Annotated in this window: 23 protein-coding genes and 1 pseudogene; 9 read left to right on the top strand and 15 right to left on the bottom strand. The window is 41.1% G+C overall.

Features of this window, described 5'->3' with window-relative positions; genetic code table 11:
• Window positions 1–15 precede the first annotated feature (15 nt).
• The 14 genes and pseudogenes from CYP84_RS07135 to CYP84_RS10790 all read right to left on the bottom strand — a co-directional run.
• Entirely contained in the window at window positions 16–1,170 is a 1,155-nt protein-coding gene (locus CYP84_RS07135) for a sigma-54-dependent transcriptional regulator (protein WP_103637101.1), read from the bottom strand.
• Between the two features lie 11 nt (window positions 1,171–1,181).
• A complete protein-coding gene (locus CYP84_RS07130) occupies window positions 1,182–1,574 on the bottom strand; it encodes a hypothetical protein (protein ID WP_103637100.1) in 393 nt (130 codons plus the stop codon).
• A complete protein-coding gene (locus tag CYP84_RS07125; protein WP_087582583.1) occupies window positions 1,550–2,050 on the bottom strand; it encodes an LPP20 family lipoprotein in 501 nt (166 codons plus the stop codon). The genes CYP84_RS07130 and CYP84_RS07125 overlap by 25 nt, the downstream gene beginning before the upstream one ends.
• Window positions 2,051–2,094: 44 nt before the next feature.
• Entirely contained in the window at window positions 2,095–4,716 is a 2,622-nt protein-coding gene (gene gyrA / locus CYP84_RS07120; protein WP_103637099.1) for a DNA gyrase subunit A, read from the bottom strand.
• Between the two features lie 88 nt (window positions 4,717–4,804).
• Window positions 4,805–5,629: a CheR family methyltransferase gene (locus CYP84_RS07115; protein WP_103614961.1), complete on the bottom strand. Its 825-nt coding sequence runs from the start codon at window positions 5,627–5,629 to the stop codon at window positions 4,805–4,807.
• Window positions 5,619–6,185, bottom strand: a complete 567-nt coding sequence (locus CYP84_RS07110; RefSeq protein WP_021092891.1) for a CheB methylesterase domain-containing protein — start codon at window positions 6,183–6,185, stop codon at window positions 5,619–5,621. Before CYP84_RS07110 ends, CYP84_RS07115 begins: the two co-directional genes overlap by 11 nt.
• A 34-nt stretch (window positions 6,186–6,219) precedes the next feature.
• Entirely contained in the window at window positions 6,220–7,920 is a 1,701-nt protein-coding gene (locus CYP84_RS07105) for a methyl-accepting chemotaxis protein (RefSeq protein WP_103637098.1), read from the bottom strand.
• 66 nt (window positions 7,921–7,986) lie between these two features.
• Window positions 7,987–8,253 (bottom strand): FlhB-like flagellar biosynthesis protein, encoded by a 267-nt coding sequence (locus tag CYP84_RS07100; protein ID WP_223227339.1) that lies wholly within the window; start codon window positions 8,251–8,253, stop codon window positions 7,987–7,989.
• Window positions 8,250–9,896 carry a flagellar hook-length control protein FliK gene (locus CYP84_RS07095; protein ID WP_103637097.1) on the bottom strand — a complete coding sequence of 549 codons (1,647 nt, stop codon included), beginning with the start codon at window positions 9,894–9,896 and terminating at the stop codon, window positions 8,250–8,252. The genes CYP84_RS07100 and CYP84_RS07095 overlap by 4 nt, the downstream gene beginning before the upstream one ends.
• Before the next feature lie 3 nt (window positions 9,897–9,899).
• Complete coding sequence (locus tag CYP84_RS07090; protein WP_103637096.1) at window positions 9,900–11,144, bottom strand: MFS transporter; 1,245 nt, start codon at window positions 11,142–11,144, stop codon at window positions 9,900–9,902.
• Window positions 11,134–11,652 (bottom strand): hypothetical protein, encoded by a 519-nt coding sequence (locus CYP84_RS07085; protein WP_258033909.1) that lies wholly within the window; start codon window positions 11,650–11,652, stop codon window positions 11,134–11,136. Before CYP84_RS07085 ends, CYP84_RS07090 begins: the two co-directional genes overlap by 11 nt.
• Complete coding sequence (locus tag CYP84_RS07080) at window positions 11,636–11,917, bottom strand: AtpZ/AtpI family protein (RefSeq protein WP_012001455.1); 282 nt, start codon at window positions 11,915–11,917, stop codon at window positions 11,636–11,638. The genes CYP84_RS07085 and CYP84_RS07080 overlap by 17 nt, the downstream gene beginning before the upstream one ends.
• Window positions 11,917–13,200: a glutamate-1-semialdehyde 2,1-aminomutase gene (gene hemL / locus CYP84_RS07075; RefSeq protein WP_103637094.1), complete on the bottom strand. Its 1,284-nt coding sequence runs from the start codon at window positions 13,198–13,200 to the stop codon at window positions 11,917–11,919. Before hemL ends, CYP84_RS07080 begins: the two co-directional genes overlap by 1 nt.
• A gap of 269 nt (window positions 13,201–13,469) precedes the next feature.
• Window positions 13,470–13,805: pseudogene (locus CYP84_RS10790) on the bottom strand (c-type cytochrome); the annotation flags it as partial.
• An 83-nt stretch (window positions 13,806–13,888) separates the two neighbouring features.
• Between CYP84_RS10790 and folD the strand changes: the two are divergent.
• Genes folD through CYP84_RS07055 form a run of 3 tightly spaced genes read left to right on the top strand, consistent with a single transcriptional unit; the run spans window position 13,889 to window position 16,300 of the window.
• Window positions 13,889–14,740 (top strand): bifunctional methylenetetrahydrofolate dehydrogenase/methenyltetrahydrofolate cyclohydrolase FolD, encoded by an 852-nt coding sequence (gene folD / locus CYP84_RS07065; RefSeq protein WP_103637092.1) that lies wholly within the window; start codon window positions 13,889–13,891, stop codon window positions 14,738–14,740.
• A gap of 11 nt (window positions 14,741–14,751) precedes the next feature.
• On the top strand, window positions 14,752–15,657 hold the full coding sequence (lepB, locus tag CYP84_RS07060) for a signal peptidase I (protein ID WP_103637091.1): 906 nt from the start codon (window positions 14,752–14,754) through the stop codon (window positions 15,655–15,657).
• On the top strand, window positions 15,644–16,300 hold the full coding sequence (locus tag CYP84_RS07055; RefSeq protein WP_103637090.1) for a site-2 protease family protein: 657 nt from the start codon (window positions 15,644–15,646) through the stop codon (window positions 16,298–16,300). The genes lepB and CYP84_RS07055 overlap by 14 nt, the downstream gene beginning before the upstream one ends.
• A gap of 18 nt (window positions 16,301–16,318) precedes the next feature.
• Here CYP84_RS07055 and CYP84_RS07050 read toward each other — a convergent pair whose 3' ends face one another.
• Window positions 16,319–17,704 (bottom strand): DUF4139 domain-containing protein, encoded by a 1,386-nt coding sequence (locus CYP84_RS07050; protein ID WP_103637089.1) that lies wholly within the window; start codon window positions 17,702–17,704, stop codon window positions 16,319–16,321.
• A 109-nt stretch (window positions 17,705–17,813) separates the two neighbouring features.
• Here CYP84_RS07050 and rpiB point away from each other — a divergent pair, with 109 nt between their 5' ends.
• From rpiB to ychF, 6 genes are read left to right on the top strand one after another with little or no spacing between them, the layout of a single operon-like run.
• On the top strand, window positions 17,814–18,257 hold the full coding sequence (gene rpiB, locus CYP84_RS07045) for a ribose 5-phosphate isomerase B (protein WP_103637088.1): 444 nt from the start codon (window positions 17,814–17,816) through the stop codon (window positions 18,255–18,257).
• A complete protein-coding gene (locus CYP84_RS07040) occupies window positions 18,254–18,586 on the top strand; it encodes a hypothetical protein (RefSeq protein ID WP_002939538.1) in 333 nt (110 codons plus the stop codon). The genes rpiB and CYP84_RS07040 overlap by 4 nt, the downstream gene beginning before the upstream one ends.
• A 20-nt stretch (window positions 18,587–18,606) precedes the next feature.
• Window positions 18,607–19,155, top strand: a complete 549-nt coding sequence (gene apt / locus CYP84_RS07035) for an adenine phosphoribosyltransferase (RefSeq protein WP_103637087.1) — start codon at window positions 18,607–18,609, stop codon at window positions 19,153–19,155.
• A gap of 1 nt (window position 19,156) precedes the next feature.
• The gene (locus tag CYP84_RS07030; protein ID WP_054196332.1) at window positions 19,157–19,762 is read left to right on the top strand and encodes a DedA family protein; all 606 of its coding nucleotides are present in this window, start codon (window positions 19,157–19,159) and stop codon (window positions 19,760–19,762) included.
• Window positions 19,743–21,194 carry a leucyl aminopeptidase gene (locus CYP84_RS07025; protein WP_103616488.1) on the top strand — a complete coding sequence of 484 codons (1,452 nt, stop codon included), beginning with the start codon at window positions 19,743–19,745 and terminating at the stop codon, window positions 21,192–21,194. Before CYP84_RS07030 ends, CYP84_RS07025 begins: the two co-directional genes overlap by 20 nt.
• A complete protein-coding gene (ychF, locus tag CYP84_RS07020) occupies window positions 21,194–22,297 on the top strand; it encodes a redox-regulated ATPase YchF (protein ID WP_103637086.1) in 1,104 nt (367 codons plus the stop codon). Before CYP84_RS07025 ends, ychF begins: the two co-directional genes overlap by 1 nt.
• The last annotated feature ends 276 nt before the right edge of the window (window positions 22,298–22,573 follow it).

The following is a 22,573-nucleotide window of genomic DNA, read 5'->3' as shown; positions in this document are numbered from 1 at the left end:
AACTTAAATTTTTACCTATTTTTTACTTCTTGCTTGCAAAAATAGATCTTTTGGCAAAATTTCATCGCCCTCGCTTAGTATCGCTGCACGCTGCACGACTGAGATGAGCTCTCTTATGTTGCCTGGGTAGTCATAGCCCAAAAGCTCCTCTTTGGCTGCTTTTGAGAAATTTTTAGCCTCAAAGCCATACTCTTTGCAGCATTTATCCAAAGCATCCTGCGCGATAGGCAAAATTTCATCCTTTCGCTCGCGAAGTGGCGGGATGAAAAGTGGGATCGTGTTTAGGCGGTAGAAAAGATCCTCTCTAAACCTGCCCTCTTTCATCGCAAGCTCTAAATTTGCATTTGTAGCGCAGATGATGCGAACGTCTATCTTTTCGCTCTTTGTGGCACCAAGCCTTGTTATCTCGCGCTCCTGCAAGGCACGAAGCAATTTTGGCTGTAAATTTATAGGCATCTCGCCGATCTCATCTAAAAATAGCGTTCCGCCATTTGCCAGCTCAAACTGCCCTTTTTTGGTGGTCGCAGCGTCAGTAAATGCGCCCTTTTCAAAACCAAAAAGCTCACTTTCTATCAAATTTTCAGGGATTGCTGCCATATTTAAAGCGACAAACGCAGCGTCTTTTCTTGGTGAGTTTGCGTGGATAAATTTAGCAAAGACCTCCTTGCCAACGCCGCTTTCTCCACTAAGCATGACTGAGGCGTCTGTTCTTGCAGCTTTTAGCGCGATATTTAGCGTGGCTTCTAGCGCCTTTGAAGTGGCTAAAAAGCCGTTATTTTCGCTTTTAGTTTCAACTTTTTTTATGCTTTTTGGAGTTTTTTGTTTTAGCGTCTCTACCCTTTTTACCGCTTCATATAGCGTTGAGACGTCAAATGGCTTTGTTAAAAAGTCTTTCACACCAAGTCTAACGCTCTCGATCGCCTTATTAAGTGTGGCGTTACCAGTCATTATGATGACGTCAAATTTGCCGTTTAGCTCTTTAATGAACTCAAGTCCGTCCATCTTTGGCATGTTTATGTCGGTGATTATTAGATCAGTGTCGTCGCTTAGCTTTTTTAGAGCTTCAACTGCGCTCTTATAGCTCTTGATGTTTAGCTCTTCATACTCGCCAAGTGCAATTTCAAGCGACTTTCGCATATTGATGTCATCTTCTACTATGACGATATTCATTTGATCTCTTTTTATTGAAGTGTGCCGATGATAGCGGATTTTGGCTTAAATTCCACCATAAATCTAACTGGCAAAATTTTCAAATTTGAAGCATTTGTGACCTGCGCATTTTTGACATTAAGCTCATTTTTTATCATCACTTTTTTTAAGGCAAAGCAGTCAAAAATTTCATCTTTGTGTAAATTTAAAAAGCCAAGAGTTGTGGTGTTTTCATCTTTAAAAGCGTCTATCTGGCAAAGAAATTTTGGCTTTGGATTTGGCGAAAGGGTCATCGCCTTTGAAAATGAAATTTCCTCATGCGCGATGATATGATTTGTCGTATCGACCTTCGCCCAGAAGATAAACTCCTCCAGGCAAAAGGCGAAATTTAAAAGTATCGTTAGTAAGAAAAGACTTCTCGCCACTTATCTTCGTCTATCTTAAGCTCCATATTTACCTTATAAAGCCCGTCTTTGAAATTTTCATTCACGATCCTTGCGTTTTTGACAAGACCTTGAACCTTTGAAGTGATAGATGAGTCGTTTAGCATCGCGTCTCTTACGGTGTCTTCAGCATTGATCTTTACGCCGTAAAGCTTGCCAGCAAGCTGCGAATAAGCATCAGCCATCGCCGCTCTTTTTGCAAGAGTAACCGACTGAGCGTATGAGAGAGAATTTAACGGAGCTATACCCTCACCTGTGGCTCTAAATGTAGTCTCTCTTGGAGCGCTATCATATATCATCTTCTCTTTTTTCATCACCTCTCTAAGATCGTCTTTATCGACCTTTTGGATGACTACGTTGCGGTTTGATGTGCTAGTTGGCTCGCCCATAAAGCCGTTAAATGAGCAACCGCCAAAAATAGCAACCATCAAAGCAAAAGATAAAATTTTAACCTTCATAAACAACCTTTTTTATGCTTTTATTTAAAATTTAACAGCAAATTTTATTCCAAAAGCCCCATATCTTCGCTTGGTGCTTCATCCTCGTCCTCGCCATCATCTGCCTTAGGGCATCTTGCGATACTTACAACATCATCGCCATCAACATTTACGACGATCACGCCGCTTGTGTTACGTCCTGCTTTGCGGATGCTTTGCATATCAACTCTTATCATCTTGCCGCTTGATGTTAGAGCCATAAGGTCTTGCTCTTCATCAACCATCACAACGCCCACTAGATCGCCTGTTCTGTTTGTTAGCTTCATGCAGATGACGCCTTTGCCACCGCGATTTGTTAAGCGGTACTCATCAGCGGTTGTGCGCTTGCCGATACCTTTTTGAGATATGCTTAAAATTTCTTGATCATTGCTTTCGATGACTGCAGCACCCACGACCTCATCGCCTGGCTCTTTAAATTTGATACCAGTTACGCCGCGTGCCGTTCTTCCCATTTGGCGAACCTTGCTGATCTTAAATTTAAGACACATACCCTTTTTAGTAACTACAAATAGCATTGTCTCATCGCCTGAGTTTGCGTCCTCTTCAGCATTTGCACTATCTTCGTCGATCTCATTTTGAAGCTCTTCAACTTCAAGCACCTCTGTCTCAACACTTAGCTCATTTTCAGGGTCAGTTACTGGTATATCATCGTATGTTTGAGCGATGAGCGCAGTTACAAGCTCGTCGTTCTCATCAAGGCTTATAGCTCTTACGCCAACTGAGCGGATGTTTTTAAACTCACTTAAATTTGTGCGTTTTACGATGCCGTTTTTAGTGAAAAACGCTAGCGATTTGCTCTCGTCAAAGTCAGTCGTTGGGATGATCGCTTTGATCTTCTCATCAGGCTGCAACTGGATCAAATTTACAACTGCTTTGCCCTTTGCTGTGCGGCTTCCCTCTGGAATTTTATAGACTTTTAGCCAGTATAGCTGTCCGCGGTCTGTCACAAACATAAGCGTATCGTGAGTATTTGAAGTAAAGAAGCTCTCGATAAAGTCATCATCATATGTCGTGACCGCTACTTTGCCCTTGCCGCCACGTTTTTGCTTCTCATACTGCTTGCTTGGCACACGCTTGATGTAGCCGCGGTGAGTTATGGTTACGACCATATTTTCATTTGGTATGAGATCTTCGATATCGATATCATCGTAGTCATCAACGATCTCAGTTACTCTTGGCACTTTAAATTTATTTTTGATCTCAAGGAGCTCTTCTTTGATCAAATTTTCAAGCAATGTCTCGCTCTTTAAAATTTCATCAAGTCTTGCGATCTCAGCCATAAGCTCGGCTAGCTCGGCCTCTAGTTTTTCTCTCTCTAGGCCTGTAAGCTTGCTTAGACGCATATCAAGGATAGCGTTTGCTTGAAGCTCTGAGAGATTAAATTTACTCATCAAGCCCTCTCTAGCAACCGCTGTATCAGCACTATTTCTAATAAGCTCGATCACCTCGTCGATGTTATCAAGTGCGATCTTTAGACCCTCTAAGATGTGGGCTCTTGCGCGCGCTTTTTCAAGCTCAAATATCGTCCTTCTAATGATAACGGTTTTTCTGTGATTTAAAAATAGCTTAAGTAGCTCGATAAGGTTAAACACCTTTGGCTCTTTGTTATTAATAGCAAGCATAATAACGCCAAAAGTGCTCTCCATCGTGGTTGATTTAAAAAGATTATTTAGCACGATGTCGCTCATAGCGTCGCGTTTTAGCTCAATGACTACGCGGATGCCGTCTTTATCAGACTCATCTCTAACCTCACTGATGCCATCTATCTGCTTATCTTTTACAAGCTCAGCGATCTGCTCGATAAGCCTTGCTTTATTTGTTTGATAAGGCAGCTCGTCGATTACTATGACATCTTTGTTTGGCTTTTTTTCTATGTGAGTTTTGGCTCTTAGCTTGACCCTACCACGACCTGTGCGGTAGGCCTCTATGATGCCTTTTTTGCCAAAGATGATACCGCCAGTTGGGAAGTCTGGACCTTTGATAAATTCCATAACCTCTTCAAGTGTCGCCTCTTTGTTTTCAAGAAGGAGCAAAAGACCATCTATAAGCTCATCAAGGCTGTGTGGTGGGATATTTGTCGCCATACCGACCGCAATACCGCTTGAGCCGTTTAATAATAAATTTGGCACACGGCTAGGCAAAACATCTGGCTCAACCTCTCTATCGTCGTAGTTTGGTACAAAATCAACCGTATCTTTGTCGATATCTTTTAAAAGCTCTTCAGTAAGCATGGTCATTCTAGCTTCGGTATAACGCATCGCAGCTGCGCTGTCGCCGTCAATCGAACCAAAGTTTCCTTGTCCATCAACGACTGGATAACGCATAGAAAATTTCTGAGCCATACGAACAAGTGCATCATAAACCGCTGTGTCACCGTGTGGGTGGTACTTACCGATGACTTCACCGACGATACGAGCTGACTTCATATAGGCACTTCTGCTGCCAACGCCGAGGTTATCCATAGCGTATAAAATTCTTCTATGAACTGGCTTTAGGCCGTCTCTAGCATCAGGCAAGGCACGTCCGACGATGACGCTCATAGAGTAGTCAAGATAGCTATTTTTTATAGAATCTTCGATATCAACTGAAGCGATATCTTGAGTTAATTCAAGTAGATTGTCTTTCATTTTTATCCTTAAATTTAGCTTGTGGGATTTTAGCCAAAAATTGATAAAAACTTTCTAAGGGCAAAGCGGCCTGGGTTAAATTTAACCCCTAAGCGCGCTCGTAATATGTAGCTCCGTTTGAAAAACGCTTTGTGTAAAGTGGTGTGTATGGCACAAGATCAGCGTGTCCTGCGTAGAGCCTGCCCTCTGGCTTAAGCATCCTATGCAGTCTCTCAACGCATTTTAGTCTAAATTCGTCGTCAAAATATATCATCATATTTCTTGAAAGGACGATGTCAAATTTACCAAGATTAAACATCGCATCGTCAAAAACATTTAAAATTTTAAACTCACACCTTGGTAAAATTTCTTTTTTGATGAAAAATTTGTCATCTTTTTTTGTAAAAAATCTCTCCTTTTGAAACTCGCTTAGCCTATGTAAGCTCCTCTCGCCATAGCTTCCTACACTACAAGCTTGTATGGCTTCTGAGTTTATGTCGATGCCAGTTAGCTGGATATCACTTTGTTTAAGACCAAATTCATAAGCAAGCATAGCAAGCGAATAGACCTCATCGCCAGTTGAGCAAGGCGCGCATAAAATTCTAGCCTCCCCAAGCTCTTTTGCGTAGTAGATCACGTCTTTTAGCTGTGCTAGCTCTCTATAAAAATATGTCTCATTTACGGTGACTAAATTTAAAAGATCTTGCCTAAGCAACGTGTCAAATCTTATCATCGAAACTAGATCTTTAAAACTTTTTATCTGGCGATTTTTGGCAAATATACTAACTCTTTGCAGCGTGATATCCCTCTTTGGCTCTAGATCAACCCCGCAAAGCGTCTTTATAGTGCTCATAAATTCGTTAAATCCATCCATATCGCTTGGTGCTTTTGCCTCTAAAACTTCGCTTTGTTTATCCACTTTATTAAAAAGCATTTAAAAACTCCTCAAGCTCTTTTCTTATCATCATTAAATTTAACGATTTTAAATTTTGATTTAGCTCTTTAGCACGCTTTGGCATGCCATAAACTATCGCGCTCTCTTCGTTTTCAGCTATGCATTTTGCACCTGCTTTATAGAGCTTATCAAGCCCAGCTGCACCATCATCGCCGATGCCAGTTAGCAAGATCGCTAGTAAATTTACATTTTTGGCGATCTGCGTACCTGAGTTAAAAAGCACATCAACATTTGGCGTGTATATCGTTTTTATCTCAGGTTGTGGCTTTGCGCTAACTGGCAAAGTCGCTGAAATTTCAAAATTTTGATCACAGATATAGACGATATTTTCTCTTAAATTTGTCTTTTCGCTTAAAATTTCAACATTTATGTTGCACTCCCTGCCCATTTGCGTGACAAATGAGTTTATAAACATCTTGTTCATATGCTGAGCGATGACGACCATCGCACCATTTAAATTTATATCTTTTAATAGTTTTTTTATATGACCTGGGCCTCCTGTAGAAGCCCCTATTAAGACCAGTTTTTGAGCCACTAATTGCCTTTAAATTTAAAATTTACTACACAAATCAAGTTCTAAATTCGCCAAGTTTTGCATTTAGCGTATCTGTCATCTTGTTTAGATGCTCAGCAGCTGAAGCTATCTCTTCTACGCTTCTTGTGCTTTGAGATGAAATTTGACTTATGCCCTCCATGCTTTTTACTATATCGTCAATATCCTTGCCGGTCTTTATATAGTCCTCGATAGTTTTATCAGATAGTCCTATGGCTGATCTCATGATATCGCTCATATCTCTTATGGTGTTTTCCGCGTTGTTTGCTACGCCTGTTAGCTCGCTTATTTGCTTAGAGTTGATGCTCATTTGCTCGCTACTTTCATTTATCGCTTGAACGATGACATTGATAGTTGCGTTTATCTCAGTAAGGCTCTTTTGAGTGCGCTCAGCTAGCTTTCTAACCTCATCTGCAACGACTGCAAAGCCACGTCCATGCTCACCTGCACGTGCTGCTTCGATGGCTGCATTAAGGGCTAGTAAATTTGTCTGATCTGCTATGTCATTGATAACCACAAGCACTGATTTTACCTGCTCGGCATCACGGCTAAGCTGCTCGATCTTGCCAGCCATTTGATTTTCAATATCTGATGTCTGAGCGATCTCTGAAGATAAATTTGAGATAGTATTTAGCGTCTCATCAACGTAGCTTAGCGCCTTTTTAAGATCATCTTTGCCGCCTTTTGCAACTTCGATTGAATCTTTCATATATGATTGTATCTCAGCGCAATCCTTCCCAGCATCCTCAACTATCTTGCTTGAGTTTTCTACCCCGCGACCAGTTTGGACAGAGGTTGAGCTAAGCTCGTTTGCGATGGAGCTGTTTTCATTTGAGATATCTTTTGCCTCCGAGATTAAAACCCTTACTTTTTCTATAAATTTATTTATAGCCTCGCTGGCTTTTGCTATCTCATCCTTGCCAACGACTTCTAGTTTTCTTGTTAGATCGCCATCGCCGCTTGAGAGGTTTGTAGCTCGCAAGATTAGCTCATTTAGCGGTTTTGTGATAGAAAATTTAGAGTAGAGCATGGCAACTATTAGTGAGATGATTAAAACTACGACGGCTATGATGATGAAATTTGTAGTGTTTGCCTTAGCGTCATTTTGCATAGTGGCTGAAATTTTATCTATCTCTTTATACATACCCTCAAGATTAACAACAGACATCAGCACTACATCTTCATGAAAGAGGTTTAGTTTTAGCCCTTTTCCTATCTTTCTAGTCGTTGAGCCATCTTTTGCTTTAGCTACAAAATTTACAAAAGCACCCTCGCTATTTTCTGAGGCTTTTTGCATGAGATCTTTTATGTATTTATAGCCATCTGCGTCAGTTGCTTCAAGTCTATCAAGACCGTTATACTCAGGCACTCCAGGGCTAGAGATAACCACACCTTTTGTAGTGTAGATACTAAAATATCCCTTTTTATCATCGCCAAATCTAGCCTTTGAGAGATAGTCGATGATATCTTCTTTTTGATCTTCAATGGTCTCGTTTGCGTCGTCATAGACCTCTTGAATTTTAAGCAAAATGTTTGAAACGATATCCATCTCTTCACTTAAAGCTGCCCTTTTGTCGGCTAAGATCGTTTCAGTCAGCTGTTTGGTAGAAAATTCTATAGCTTTGTTTTGCTCGTAAATGTTTAGAAAGACTAAGATGGCTCCAAGCACCAGTAGGGACGAGACGATCATCATCGTTACTTTTGATGAAATTTTCATAATACCTCCTTTTTAATGTTTAAATTTCCTTAATTTTGAGATTATAGCACCATTAAAGTGCAATATTTACTTTTTATTTGTGATCTTATATAAAAAGCTAAAAATCTCAGCCACCGCTTTATATAAATTTGGCGGTATCTCTTGATCGACCTCGACTTTGCTTAAAATTTCAATGAGATCAGGATCCTCTTTGATCGGTATATCGTGCTCTTTTGCAAGGCTTATTATCTTGTTTGCTATCTCGCCAGCACCGCTTGCAAGCACCTTTGGAGCGTTATCTTGCGATCTGTTGTAGCCAAGAGCGACGGCTTTTTTCTTATTTACTTGCATCAAATTTTCTTATCAAAGCCCACATCAAGGCCGCCAAAATTTTTAAATCTATCGTTTAGCTTCACCTTTGGCAAAGTCTTAATGTTAAAATTTGAAACGATTAGTCCAAGCTTTGAGATCGCTTGCTTTAGCTCGCTTGAGCTAGATAAAATGAGCTCTTTAAACTCATTTGTCTGCGTTGCCACCGATAGATCGATATAGCGTTTATCCACAAGTCCCACCATCACATTTATCTGGCCAAATTTCTTAAAATTTAGATCGATTTGGGCATAAAATTTATCCTTTTTGCCCTGTTTAAACGCGACATTTCCGCCCTCCACGCCGTCCCAGATATATGGCATATAAGTTTGTATGCCTCCTTGCAGGCTTGAGACCATCTGATGCATTTCTATTTGAGAGATCATCTTGTTTGCAGCATTTACGGTTTGGGGGTTTTGACTCTTTTCGCTTATGTTTAAAAGCGTGCTTTTTACATCTTGATTTAGCACCTTTGAAATTTCACTGCCGCTCTTTGTAGTGATGTTGTTTATATCGCTTGTGGCTAGTTTTAGCTGCTTTAAAAGCGCCTTACTCTCGGCTAGATCGCTTTTTGCCGTGCTTGCTTCTGGGTCTGCTAGGCTAAGGCTATGAGCTAGGCGTCTTGCTGCACTTTGGAGCTTATCTTGCAAGCTGCCCTCTTTCGAGACGTCACTAACCTCGTTAAACGCCTTTACAAGCCCAGCCTCATCGCCTATGTTATTTAGCATTTTTAGATCGTTTTTTAGGTTTTCAAGGATAGCTTTTAGCTCTTTGTGATTTGAGCTAAAAGCCGCACTTTGATTTAGCTTTTCACTCGCTAAATTTGCTACCTTTTCGCTTAAATTTGAGATGAAATTCTCCATCTTGCCGATCTGGCTTTTAACCGCGTCTGCGCTTTGCTCTTTTGAGAAGTTTTTATCAAGGAATTTAGCCACATTATCAAGCTTATCCACATCTTTTAAAAGTGTTTTCATGCTTGAGTTATCAAGGAGATTTTTAGCGTCACTACTCGCTTTTTCAAGCATAGAAGTAAGCTTCATAAATGAGTTTTGATTATCCAAGCTCTCATCATTTAGAGTTAAAATTTGACTAAGTAAATTTTGATTTGAGAGATTTTTTATATCGCTTAGTAGCTTTTGTATCGAGCTTGGCAGCTTCTCTGGGGTAAGCGCATCTTTTAAATTTGCTTCAAGCATGACGCCAGAGTTTTTGATCTGATCATTTAGCGAGCCAGCTTTAAGATCGGCTATTGGTTTTAGAAATTCTTTTAGTTTTAGTGCAAGGCTCTTTATCTCAGGGCTTTCATTTTGCGCAGCTTCTGCCTCTAAGCTTTTTGCAAGGTCTGAGAGCTCGCTAGCTAAATTTGGAGCGATCTTAGTATCTTTTGCTTGAGATAAAATTTGCTCAGCTTTACTAAGGCTTGAAGCGCTTTTTAGATCATCAAGTACCCTTGCAACTAGCTTACCAACGTTATCAAGAGCATTTGAGACGGTCTGCTCACTTGGCGTCCCAGCTGGCTGATTTTTAAAAAGTGAACCCTCGTTTTTACGGACAGGCGCGTTTTGAGCGGCGTTTTGCCCAGTTTGAACCGAGGTGTTTGAGATATTTAGAGAATTTGCTACGTCCATTTTCTACTTTTTATTTTCTCTATCGGCAAAATTGCCATTTTGCTGAATAGTCGCGATGCCAGCCGTCCTTGCAACGAGCCTGTCGTTGTAGTCTTTTCTCATGTGCTGCGGTATGGTCTTTTGCGTTATCGCAAATAAAATGAGCCCAACATAAAGCACCAAATATACATAGATAAAGCCAAATGCGCCAAAAATTTTCATCGCGTAGCTCATAAGAAGCGGCGAGAAAAGAGAGGCAAAAGAGTAGCTAAAAAGCAGCGCGCGTGCCACTTGGACGCTCTTTGTCTTGTCTGTGATCTCGTCATTTGCCCTAGCAAGCGAAAGTCCGTATGTGCAAAAAATGCCGCCACCAAAGAAAAACGAAAGTATGTATTGAACGATCAAATTTGAGCCATTTAGCAAAAATAAAACCGCACTGATTAAAGATACAACGCTACAAAGCAAGAGCGCTGGGCGTCTGCCGTATTTATCTGAAAAGCCTCCGATAAATGTTTGAGCCAAAAAGCCTCCAGCCATCGCTATAGTCATAAAAAATGATGCCTCTTTTGCGCTATATCCTTGAAGCAAGACAAAGAGGCTTGCCATAGAAAAAAAGCCATTTATCGCAAGTCCTGCAATGAGCGCGCCCACAAGAGCTAGCGGGACGATGCCAAAAATTTTAGGGATGTTTATAGGTTGGCGCTGCGGGATTTGAGGCTGGTTTATGCGGATTAAATTTAAAGGTATGCTTGAGAGCATGATAAAGGCTGCACTGATGATGAAAATTTCAAATGCGCTAAGATCAAGCGCTAAGATCAAAATTCCAAGTCCAAAGCTAGTGTAGAAAACGCACTCGTAAAAGGCGATGACACGCGATCTTATCTTGTTTGGGATCTTAGCATTTAGCCAGCTTTCTATAACCATCAAAAGTGCATAGTAGCAATATCCCAAAAAGGCTCGCAAAATCGCCCAAAAGATCAAATTTTCACTTATGGCGTGAAGCATGGCTGAGACTGCAAAGATAGCTGAAAAGATAGCAAAAGCTCTGATGTGGCCAGTGGTTGAGATGACCCTGTGCGCTGTGATCGTGCTAATTAACGCTCCTATAAAAAATCCAGTGTTAATTAGTCCAATCGCAAGCTCGCCTACGCCATTTTGTTTAAGAAGCGCACTACAAGATGCGATGACTAGGCCATTGCCTATAAAAAGCAGGCTCATGCCTAAAAATAGCGGTCCCATCGAGCGAATGATCCTAAAGCTACTTGCCATCTGCGTCCTTTTTTAAATTATTTTGCATTATCCCAAAGATAAAAGCTCCAATAGGCATCGGAGCAAGCCCCACTAAAAAGCCAGGCACGTTTAGTAAATTTTCATTTTTTAAAAATATAAATCCAAAAAAAAGTATCGCATACGCAACCAAGCGATAAGGTATAAAGGCCGCTGCAAAGCTTCTATCTTTAAATGAAAATTTCTGCTTTTTTAGCCTTGCTTTTTCATCTTTGAGGCTAAATTCTTTTGCCTCATTCTGGGGCAAAATTTCATCATCTTCTTCGTCCTCTTCTTCTATCTTGGCTAAAATTTCCTCTCTTGCATTTTCTAGCCTTGAATTTATGCGATTTTTATAGGCAAAAAAGCTAGCCGTTAGGATGATAAGCGAGGCAAAAAATGAAATTTGCGAGCTTATAAAAAATTGATTTGATATAAATTTGCCAACCACGCTAAGGGCTAACCAAAGCGCAAAGTAGCAAATACAAAGCCTGCTAATCGTCCTCGTCATCATCGTCTTTTGTGTAGCCCTTATATCTAGTCTCGTCCTTTAGCTCATCTAGGCTTTTAACCTGTGCTTTATAGGCTTTATAGACATTTAAAATGGCAGCTGCGATGCCAATAGCAAAGCCTATCCAAAGCGCTGGCGTGAAATTTGTAGCCTTTTTTACAAGATATCCTAGCCCAGTGCCAAGCAAGATCGCAACTACGATTGAAACGCCAAGGCTTAGCTGCTCAGCCCCTGCAACGATATCTTTTATCTTAAATTTTGCCATTAAGCTTTTATCTCCAAAAATGCCTCTTTAGCTGCATTTACCGCTAGATCGATATCAGCTTCACTCATCGCATCGCAGATAAATCCGGTCTCAAACTGGCTAGGTGCAAGATAAATTCCGCGTCTAAGCATCGCTTGGTGAAATTTAGCAAAGAGTTTTGTGTCGCTCTTTAGCGCATCGTCGTAGTTTTTTACTGCATGATCTGTAAAAAAGTAGCCGAACATCGAGCCACGAACCTCGGTTTGGATGGTGATGCCAGCGCTTTTTGCAGCCTCTTTGAAGCCGTCCATTAGTTTTAGGGCAAGTTTTTCAAGTCTAGCGTATAAATTTGCGTCGCTATTTATCTTTGAAATAGCCGCCATACCAGCGCTCATCGCCACTGGGTTGCCACTTAGCGTGCCTGCTTGATAGACAGCACCCTCTGGGCTTAGGCAGTCCATAATTTCAGCCTTACCGCCAAATGCAGCGACGTTCATGCCTCCGCCTATAACCTTGCCAAATGTGACAAGATCGGCATCCACCTCGTGAAATGGATATGAGCCAAGGCGAGAAGCTCTAAAGCCGCTCATAACCTCATCAAGAATGAGCACAGCGCCAAATTTATCGCAAAGCTCTCTAAGCTCTCGTAAAAATTTCTTATCAGCTGGCACAAGCCCCATATTTCCAGCGATTGGCTCGATTATGACGACGCCTATTTTGTCTTTATTGTTCTCAAAAATGGCTTTTACGCTCTCTATATCGTTGTAGATAGCTAAAAATGTGTTTTTCACAACATCTTGTGGCACGCCGCCGCTTGAAGCGTTGCCGTATGTAGTTGCGCCACTTCCTGCTTTGATAAGAAGTGCGTCGCTGTGTCCGTGATAGCAGCCTTCAAATTTGATAAGTCCATCTTTTTTAGCATATCCTCTAGCTACTCTGATAGCGCTCATGGTAGCCTCTGTGCCAGAGCTAACGAAGCGAATTTTATCTATTTGTTTAAACTCGTCACATATTAGCTTTGCTAGAGCGGTCTCTTTTGGTGATGGCGCGCCGTAAGAAACGCCTTGTTTTACAGCAGAGATGATCGCTTCTTCGATATCTTTGTCGCAGTGACCAAATATGAGCGGACCCCAGCTTTGGATGAAGTCAAGGTATTTTTTACCCTCGACATCATATAGATAAGCGCCCTTTGCGTGATCTATCATCACAGGCTCGCCACCAACGCTGCCAAATGCACGAACAGGTGAATTTACACCGCCTGGGATATATTTTTTAGCTTCACTAAATGCCTCTTTATTTGTCATTTTTTATCCTTTTGATTTTGTGTTTTTAAATTTGTCTTTTGATTATCTTTTTGATTTGTTACTGGCTTTGCTGGTGACTTTGGTGCCTGCGTGCTAGCTGGCTTTACAGGATCAGCTGGCTTAGCTGGTGCGCTCTTAGCTGGCTCTGCAGTTTGTGCGCTTGGGGCGACTTTAGCAGGTTCTGGCTGTTTTTGCACAGTAGCAGGAACGGCTGGCTTAGCTAAATTTTTGGGTGCTACTTTTGCCGCTTTTGCAGGAGGTTTCATCTGATTTGTGATGTATTCATAAAGGATGGTCGTCTCCTCGTCTGTCAAAAAGTAGCTTGGCATGACGCCTTTTGGCTTTGTAAGAGCTGCTTTAAAGCTTTCAAAGTCTATATCATTTATCTTTGGTGCTCTAAGCTCATCATCGACCGTTTTGTTTGTTTTTTTGTCAAAATGCTTGTATTTAGAGATTAGGCTGCCCTCGCCCTTTGCGCCGTGACATTTATCACAGCCTATGCCACGCGGATTTAGGTAGAGCATCTTGGCGTACTCGGTCTTTGTGATAAAATCAGCTCCAAAAATCGCCACGCAAAAAAGCAAAATCAAAAAAACAGACCTCATAAACCTCTCTTTTAAAAATTTAATTTATTTTTAGGTATGATACCACCCTTGTGATTAAAAAAGCTTTTAAGTAAGGATCGAATATGAAAATTTTAGACGGAAAAGCCGTATCTTTAAAGGTCAAAGAAAGCGTAAAAGTAAGAGCTGATGAGCTAAAGAAATTTGGTATCGAGCCAACCTTAGCCGTCGTCTTGGTCGGCGAAGATAAGGCATCTCAAACATACGTTAGAGCCAAAGAGAAAGCCTGCAACGAATACGGCATAAAAAGTGTAGCTCACCGTCTAAGTGAAAATACAACCCAAAATGAGCTACTTGCGCTTATAAACGTGCTAAATTTAGACGATAGCATCCATGGCATCTTGGTTCAACTGCCACTACCAAAGCATATCGATACAAATGTCGTGCTCGCAGCGATCGATCCACGAAAAGATGTAGATGGCTTTCACGCTGTAAATGTTGGCAAACTTGTTAGCGGGCTTGATGGTTTTGTGCCTTGCACACCGCTTGGCGTGATGGAAATTTTAAAAGAGTATGGCATAAATGTGGCTGGGCTAAATGCAGTGGTGATCGGCAGAAGCAACATCGTTGGCAAACCTATGGCAAATTTACTCATAAACGCCTCTGCAACGGTTACGGTGACACACAGCAAGACCACAAATTTAAAAGAAATTTGCAAAAGTGCTGACCTCATCGTTGCAGCCATTGGCAAGCCATTTTTCTTAAAGGCTGACATGGTAAAAGATGGCGCAGTAGTCGTTGATGTGGGCATAAACAGACTTGATGATGGCAGGCTTGTGGGCGATGTGGATTTTGACGAGGTCGCACCAAAATGCTCATATATCACGCCTGTTCCTGGCGGCGTTGGCCCGATGACCATAGCCATGCTTTTAAACAACACCATCCTTGCTGCACAAGCAAAGATAGCTAAAAATTAAAGAGTGAGATAATGAAGAGAGCTTTTACTAAATTTTATGACTTTTGCTCGAGCTGGACAGGCACGGTTATCATCGTTTTGCTTGTCATTTTCTTTGTGGCTCAAGCCTTTGTGATCCCGTCTGGTTCGATGAAAAACACGCTTTTGGTTGGGGATTTTTTATTTGCTAAAAAGTATGTTTATGGCATACCAACACCAAGAATTCCATGGCTTGAGGTAAAAATTTTACCTGAGCTAAATGACAATGGGCATCTCATCACAGGCGAAGGCCCAGCAAGGGGCGATATAGTCGTATTTCGCTATCCAAACGATGAGAAAACTCACTTTGTAAAGCGCTGCTTTGCAACCAGCGAGGACGAGATCGTTTTTACTGAAAAAGCCCTCTATCTACGCCCAAAAGAGGGAGATAGCTTTATAAAGGCAAACTGCCGTGAAAATTTAAACGGCAAAGAGAGTAAATTTGGCTACTCGTGTAGCGATGTTGTCGAGCTTGATGGCAAACTTTTCATAAAAGAGCCATATAGATTTAGCGGCATCCACTATGACGAAAATGTAAATTTATTTGAGCAGATGGTTTTCATGCTAAATACAAACAAATCAAACGTTTTTATGAAGCCAGCGCTCATTAGCTCACTACCGCAAAATCCAAATTTTAACTTTAACGCTTTTTACGCCAAAGTGCCAAAAGATGAGTACTTTATGATAGGCGACAACCGCGACCACTCAAACGATAGCCGTTTTTGGGGAAGCGTGGCTTACAAAGATATAGTTGGACAGCCTTGGTTTATATATTTTAGCTGGGACAATAACTACAATGTGCGCTGGGAGCGTATCGGACGCTTTGTAGATACGATAGAAAACGATGAGTTTTTCACAAAACAAGCTTTAAAAGAGGGAGAAGTTGATGGACTTCACTAATTTTGACCCCATAAAAGTCGCCACTATCGTCCTCTCTTTAGTGATCGCCATCGTCGGTCACGAGATCGCTCACGGATATGTCGCTTATAAATTTGGCGACAACACCGCAAAAAATCTTGGCAGACTTAGCATAAACCCTATAAAACACATCGATCTTGTTGGCACTATCATCGTGCCACTGGTGCTTTATCTAAGCACTGGTATGATGTTTGGCTGGGCAAAACCAGTGCCTGTAAATACCTACACAGTCGTGCGAAATGGCGGCTACAAGGCAGCTATCTACGTGAGTCTAGCTGGCATTTGCTACAACATCATCCTAGGCATTTTGTCGCTTTTTGTGCTAAAGGCTTTATTAAATATAGAAACCTTTGAAATTTTACTTCAGTTTTTATTTACGCTTGCGCTTTTAAATTTGATGTTAGCTATCTTTAATCTCTATCCGATCCCGCCACTTGATGGCTTTCACGCGCTCGAGTACGCGCTTAGAAATTTTGGCTTTCACGCACTAGCTGAAAAGCTTGAGGGCATCTCGAGATATGGCTTTGTCATCCTTATCATCATCCTCGTCTCGCCTTTAAAAGATACTATCTTTTATCCGGCAAGATACGTTTTAGATATCGCAAGTGCATTTATAAATGGCTAAATTTAGAGCAAATTTGCTCTAAATTTTTGGCTTTGTGATCTTATAAGAGTACTCTTTTTTAAATTCCTCTTTTGGCGCAAGGCTAAATTTAAGCTCCACCTTGCCATCTTTGCTGATATCTTTTTTATCAAAGCCCTTTATCTCGACCTTTACTGCCTCGTCAGCAGATACTGGCACGCGATCAACCAAAGTGACATCGACACTTTTACTTGAGTTATTTTTGACACTTATCTCATAGCCCTCTTCGCTTATTCGCTCTTTGCCAAGAAGCGAGCTCTTTTTAAATTTATTTAAGCGCTCTTTTTTAAGCTCGATTAGCTCGTTTTGTCCTAAAAATAGCTGAGAGAGCTCATCTTTTGCTTTCATCTCAAACTCGCTTGGACTGCCAACACTCACACCATTAACATAAAACTGCGTTTTAGCTGGCGTTAGATCATCATTTAGCTTAAGGCTAGCTACGTTATAAGCCTTTAGCGAGCCGTAAAAATCAGCAAAAACGCTGAAATTTGCATCCATTTTTTGCGTATCATAAGTTATATATTTGCTCTCACCTTTTGCTAAATTTATCCCATCTATCTTCCAAATTTTGGCAAACTCATTCTCATCTCTTTGCACACGCATATCAGCGACCTCAGCGGCGACTTTCGCGGCTCTTAGCATATTTTTTGAAGCGCCATAACCATCAGCCTCTGCCTCGCTCTCCTCATACCAAGGGTAAAACTTGCTTGGAGCAAGCGCCTTTTGGTATCTAGTTGGATAGATGGCGAGCTTTAAATTTTTAACATCGCTGGCAAAAGGATTAGTGAGCAAAATTTCTTGTTTTATCAAGATATTTTTGTTTTTCGTGTCTGCGTAAATTTCATTTAGCGTCTTTGGGGCCTCATCATCCATGTATGAAAGCGTCGCCTCTTTTGGGCTGCAAGCAAATTTCATATCAAGCTGCAAAAATCCAGCCATTTCGCTCTTTGGCTCATTTTCTTTAAGCGCTTCAAGCTCACTTTTAGTAGCTGAAATTTTCTCGATACTTTCTAGGCTAAATTTATAAAACTCATCAGCTCTTTTTGTCACATCGTTACTTTTGTTTTCTCCTATCAAAGCTTGCTCTATAAACCTACCTCTTGCATTTAGTGCCTCAAGTTTATTATTTAAATTTACAACTTCTTGCTTCCATTTTATGTAACTTTGGCTATTTTCTTCGCTGATCTTTTTTAGATTAGCATTCGCGTCACAATCCCCATTTATAGTGATGCTCTCACTCTCCACACCCTCTGGCACAAAGGCGCTAAAGGAGCTATTTGCGTCATTAAATTTTTGAGTGATGATGGTTTGATCTGTGTAGATCTCTATTAGATTTTCATTTGCAAAGGCTAGCGTAGAAGCCACTAAAAAGAGTGCTTTTTTCACATTTTCTCCTTTAAATTTTTGGTAAATTATAGCTTCATTTTGGCTGAGAGTAAAATTTTATTTTAATGCAACTTTGACTATAATCAACAAAAAATTTAACGGACTTTTCATGAAGATAGACAAAGTTTTCTTAGCTAGCGATCACGCTGGTTTTGAGCTAAAAAACGAGCTTAAAGAGGCTATTAAAGGGCTTGGATACGAAGTAGTTGATCTTGGCACAAACGATAAAAATAGCGTTGATTACCCTGATTATGCGCATTTGTTAGCGAGCAAACTTGAGCCTAACTGCTACGGCGTGCTAGTTTGTGGCACAGGCATTGGCATCTCAATAGCTGCAAATAGACATGAAAACCTAAGATGCGCCCTTTGTCACGATGAATTTACCGCAAGGCTTGCCAGAGAGCACAATGACGCAAATGTCATCGCTTTTGGCGCAAGAGTGATCGGCGCAGGCGTGGCTATCTCGGCGGTTGAAGCCTTTTTAAAGACTGAGTTTGCAGGCGGCAGACACGAAAGAAGAGTCAAAAAAATAGAGCTTGAGGCAGGCAAATGATAGGCGAGTGGATCGTTTTTACCGCTCTTGTTTGTGCTGCGATCTACCTAACCGTCATGGTTTTTTACTTCAAAACGCTTCTCAAAAAAGAGCGTGCTACAAAAGATTTTATGAAAAATAACCTCCAAGACACCGAGGTCGTCATAAGAAAATTTCAGATCCAACTCCAACGAAGTCTAGGCAATATCGACATCTTGACAGACGAGCTAAACAAAACCAAAAACGACGTAACCTCACTTCGCACAAGAAATTCCCAGTACCGCCTAGAAAACGACAAGCTAAGACAACGCATACGTGAGCTTGAAGGCAAGATCGAAGCGCTACTATAATCTCAAATTTAAGGAAATTTATGAAAATTTTAGATCAAAAAGGCAAAGAATTTTTACTAAACTCTATTCGCTGCATAAATGATTTTCCAAAGCCTGGCATAGTTTTTCGTGACATCACGACGCTACTAAATAACAAAGAGGCATTTAACTTTTTGATAGATCATTTGGTGGCTAGATATGAGGATGCAAATATCGACTATATCGCTGGTATCGAGTCACGAGGCTTCATCTTTGGTGCGGCGCTTGCAGCAAGGCTAAGGCTGCCTTTTGTACCTATTCGCAAGCCAAAAAAACTGCCATATATCACGCTTTCTCAAAAATATAGCCTAGAATACGGCGTCGATGAAGTGCAAATTCACATCGATGCTTTTGGAGAAAAAGCAGGCGCTAGAGTGCTTTTGACGGACGATCTCATAGCCACTGGAGGCACTGCAAAGGCTTCAGTTGAGCTTATCAATCAAACTAACGCAACCTGCGTAGAAGCTTGCTTTATAATAGATCTAGTCGATCTAAAAGGTAGCGAAAAGCTAAAGTCGCTTACTAAAATTTACAGCGTTTTAGAGGTTTAGAATGGAAGAGTTTTTTATAGAACTGCTTAAAGAGTACGGCTACATCATACTTTTTGTCTGGTGTATCATGGAGGGCGAGATGGCCTTAATAATGGCTGGAATTCTCGCCCACACCACACACATGCACATCGCGCTTGCTATATTTGTGGCTGGACTTGGAGGCTTTGTGGGAGATCAAATTTATTTCTATCTTGGCCGTTACAATAAAAAATACATCGCAAAAAGGCTTCACACGCAGCGGAGAAAATTTGCAGTGGCGCACATAATGCTGAAAAAATACGGCTGGCCGATCATCTTTTTGCAACGCTATATGTATGGCTTTCGTGTCATCATACCGCTTTGTATAGGACTTACGGGCTATGATGCTAAAAAATACGCCTTTATAAATTTGATCAGTGCTTGGTGCTGGGCGGCGATCACCACCATACCTGCTTGGATACTTGGCGAGCATATACTTGTGCTTTTGCAAGAAGCAAAAGAGCACTGGTACGTCGCTATCCCAGTGGTTGCTATATTTATGGGGCTTTTGATCTATGCATTTAAGCGCATCGAAAATAAAATTTTAAACGAAAGGAGAGACAGAAGACATGCAGTTTCAAATAGTTGATAAAAAATTAAAAGACATAAAAGCTGATATTGAACTAATTTTCGTAGTTGATAAGGAGTTAAAACATAAATTTATAAGCGATAAAGAGGCTATTAAATTTAACAATTACAAAGGCGAGAGTGTCCTTGTCCTAAGCGAGGCAAAAAGGGCTTACGTGCCGCTTTCTAAGCTTGATCTTGACGAGCTTAGGGTTGCGGCTGCTAAAGCTTATAATGCGCTAAAATCGCTAAATATTAAGAGCATAAAACTAGCTTCTTATGTAGCAGAGTGCCAAAAACTAAGCTTTGAGGCGCTAGCTGAGGGCTTTTTGCTTGGAAGCTATGAATTTAACAAGTATAAAGAGAAAAAAGAAAAATACACCCTTAAAGAGATCATATTTTCTACTGAAGAATTTGCTAGCAAAAAGGTCGATCTAAAAGCTGCAAATGAGGGCTTTAAAGAAGCAGAGATAATAGCAAGTGCTACAAATTTCACAAAAGATATCGTAAATGAAATCCCAGAAATTTACACACCACAAAAGATGGCGCAGGACGCTTTAAATTTAGCCAAAAGCCACGCAAGTATCAAGTGCGAGGTCTATGACGAGAAATTTCTAGCAAAAGAGAATATGAACGCATTTTTGGCGGTAAATCGCGCAAGCGTGCATAAACCAAGGCTCATCCACCTAACCTACAAGCCTAAAAAGTCTAAAAAACGCATCATCTTTGTCGGCAAAGGGCTAACATACGATAGTGGCGGCCTTAGCTTGAAGCCGGCTGACTATATGCTTACTATGAAATCAGACAAAAGCGGCGCAGCAGCAGCTCTTGGCATCATAAAAGGTGCAGCGGAGCTAAATTTACCATTTGAAATTCACGCCATTTTGGGTGCAACTGAAAACATGATCGGCGGAAATGCCTATAAGCCTGATGACGTGCTTATTTCAAGAAGTGGCGTTAGCATAGAGGTGAGAAACACCGACGCAGAGGGACGTTTGGTGCTGGCTGACTGCCTAAGCTACGCGCAAGACTTTAAGCCAGACATCCTAATCGACATGGCAACCCTAACTGGCGCTTGCGTCGTGGGACTTGGCGAGTACACAACAGGCATCATGGGAGAGAGCGAGAGCCTAAAAAGCGAGTTTAAAAGCAAGATAAAAGATAGCGGCGAGCTAGCGACTACACTTGATTTTAACCCTTATCTTAGCGAGCTTATCAAAAGCCAGATCGCAGACGTTAGCAACTGCGCCTCAAGCAGATATGGCGGCGCGATCACGGCTGGCATGTTTCTAGCCAAATTTATCAAAGATGAGTATAAAGATAAGTGGCTACACCTTGATATCGCAGGCCCAGCATACCGCGAAAAGGCTTGGGGATACAACCAAGCAGGTGCGAGTGGAGCGGGCGTGAGGATGAATTTATACTTTTTACAAGCACTTAGTAAGGAGAATTGATGGGACTTTCAGTTGGAATAGTAGGCCTACCAAATGTGGGCAAATCAACAACATTTAACGCACTTACAAAGGCGCAAAGCGCAGAAAGTGCGAACTATCCGTTTTGCACTATCGAGCCAAACAAAGCCATCGTGCCAGTGCCTGATAAGCGCCTAAATGAGCTTGCAAAGATAGTAAATCCAAATAAAATTCAGTATTCAACCATCGAATTCGTAGATATAGCAGGCCTTGTAAAAGGGGCAAGCTCTGGCGAGGGTCTTGGCAATAAATTTTTATCAAACATCAGAGAGACCGAGCTTATCTTACACATCGTTCGCTGCTTTGAGGATGAAAACATCACTCACGTCGAGGGCAGCGTCGATCCAGTAAGAGACATCGAGATCATCCAAACCGAGCTGATACTAGCTGACATCGAGCAGCTAAACAAAAAGATAGAAAAGCTCACAAGAGAGGCTAAAGCAAATGCAAAAGGCGCTAAAGAGGCGCTTGAGATAGCAAATTTGCTTCTTGCTCACCTAAATGAGGGCAAAAGCGCAAGTAGCTTTGAGCAAAGAGATAGCGAGGCATTTTTAGCGCTCAACAAAGAGCTAAGACTTCTAAGTGCAAAAGAGGTAGTTTATGGCGCAAATGTCGATGAAGAGGGACTTAGCGAAGATAATAAATTTGTAAAAGCGCTAAAAGAGTATGCTAAGGTCTCAGACCACGAGGTGATCAAGCTTTGCGCCAAGGTCGAAGAGGAGCTAATAGGTCTAAGCGACGAAGAGGCGCACGAGTTTTTGGCATCTCTTGGCACAAGTGAGAGCGGCCTTGAAAAGATCATCAAAACGTCTTTTGCTAAGCTAAATTTGATAAGCTATTTCACAGCTGGCGTCGTAGAAGTAAGGGCTTGGACGATCACAAATGGCTGGAAAGCGCCAAAAGCAGCAAGCGTCATCCACAACGACTTTGAGAGGGGCTTTATCAGAGCTGAAGTGATAAGCTATGACGACTACATCGCACATGGCGGCGAAAATGGAGCCAAAGAAGCTGGCAAGATGAGACTTGAGGGCAAAGACTACGTCGTGCAAGATGGCGACGTTATGCACTTTAGGTTTAATGTCTAAATTTAGCCCTTTTTGGGCTAAATAGCTAAAATTTATAGATAAAATATTTAAGCCTTGGGTTGCAAGGCAAATTTAAATTTTTTATAACAAGTTTTAAAAAATACGATAAGTCGTAATCTTATATCTTATTAATATATTTAAATGATGTAAAAGCTATCGACTTAGTAAAACAAATACCAGCTTACAGATGAGCCAATCAAATCTTAATCCTAGAGAAATTTTGGTAGATAAAATAATACGTTCATCATCTTTTACAAGCCTTCATACCTATAATAT

It is taken from the genome of Campylobacter concisus (genome assembly GCF_002912425.1).
Classification (GTDB): domain Bacteria; phylum Campylobacterota; class Campylobacteria; order Campylobacterales; family Campylobacteraceae; genus Campylobacter_A; species Campylobacter_A concisus_AH.
Note: the sequence above shows the minus strand (reverse complement) of the source record. Positions and strands in the feature narration are given on the sequence as shown.

Bases quoted from the DNA above. Each gene is read 5' to 3' on its own strand.
- apt (WP_103637087.1), top strand. From the start codon at position 18,607: ATGAAAATTTTAGATCAAAAAGGCAAAGAATTTTTACTAAACTCTATT.
- CYP84_RS07105 (WP_103637098.1), bottom strand. From the start codon at position 7,920: ATGAAAATTTCATCAAAAGTAACGATGATGATCGTCTCGTCCCTACTG.
- CYP84_RS07030 (WP_054196332.1), top strand. From the start codon at position 19,157: ATGGAAGAGTTTTTTATAGAACTGCTTAAAGAGTACGGCTACATCATA.
- ychF (WP_103637086.1), top strand. From the start codon at position 21,194: ATGGGACTTTCAGTTGGAATAGTAGGCCTACCAAATGTGGGCAAATCA.
- rpiB (WP_103637088.1), top strand. From the start codon at position 17,814: ATGAAGATAGACAAAGTTTTCTTAGCTAGCGATCACGCTGGTTTTGAG.
- hemL (WP_103637094.1), bottom strand. From the start codon at position 13,200: ATGACAAATAAAGAGGCATTTAGTGAAGCTAAAAAATATATCCCAGGC.
- CYP84_RS07125 (WP_087582583.1), bottom strand. From the start codon at position 2,050: ATGAAGGTTAAAATTTTATCTTTTGCTTTGATGGTTGCTATTTTTGGC.
- gyrA (WP_103637099.1), bottom strand. From the start codon at position 4,716: ATGAAAGACAATCTACTTGAATTAACTCAAGATATCGCTTCAGTTGAT.
- CYP84_RS07095 (WP_103637097.1), bottom strand. From the start codon at position 9,896: ATGGACGTAGCAAATTCTCTAAATATCTCAAACACCTCGGTTCAAACT.
- CYP84_RS07085 (WP_258033909.1), bottom strand. From the start codon at position 11,652: ATGACGAGGACGATTAGCAGGCTTTGTATTTGCTACTTTGCGCTTTGG.
- lepB (WP_103637091.1), top strand. From the start codon at position 14,752: ATGAAGAGAGCTTTTACTAAATTTTATGACTTTTGCTCGAGCTGGACA.
- CYP84_RS07025 (WP_103616488.1), top strand. From the start codon at position 19,743: ATGCAGTTTCAAATAGTTGATAAAAAATTAAAAGACATAAAAGCTGAT.
- CYP84_RS07040 (WP_002939538.1), top strand. From the start codon at position 18,254: ATGATAGGCGAGTGGATCGTTTTTACCGCTCTTGTTTGTGCTGCGATC.
- CYP84_RS07090 (WP_103637096.1), bottom strand. From the start codon at position 11,144: ATGGCAAGTAGCTTTAGGATCATTCGCTCGATGGGACCGCTATTTTTA.
- CYP84_RS07115 (WP_103614961.1), bottom strand. From the start codon at position 5,629: ATGCTTTTTAATAAAGTGGATAAACAAAGCGAAGTTTTAGAGGCAAAA.
- CYP84_RS07135 (WP_103637101.1), bottom strand. From the start codon at position 1,170: ATGAATATCGTCATAGTAGAAGATGACATCAATATGCGAAAGTCGCTT.
- CYP84_RS07055 (WP_103637090.1), top strand. From the start codon at position 15,644: ATGGACTTCACTAATTTTGACCCCATAAAAGTCGCCACTATCGTCCTC.
- folD (WP_103637092.1), top strand. From the start codon at position 13,889: ATGAAAATTTTAGACGGAAAAGCCGTATCTTTAAAGGTCAAAGAAAGC.
- CYP84_RS07080 (WP_012001455.1), bottom strand. From the start codon at position 11,917: ATGGCAAAATTTAAGATAAAAGATATCGTTGCAGGGGCTGAGCAGCTA.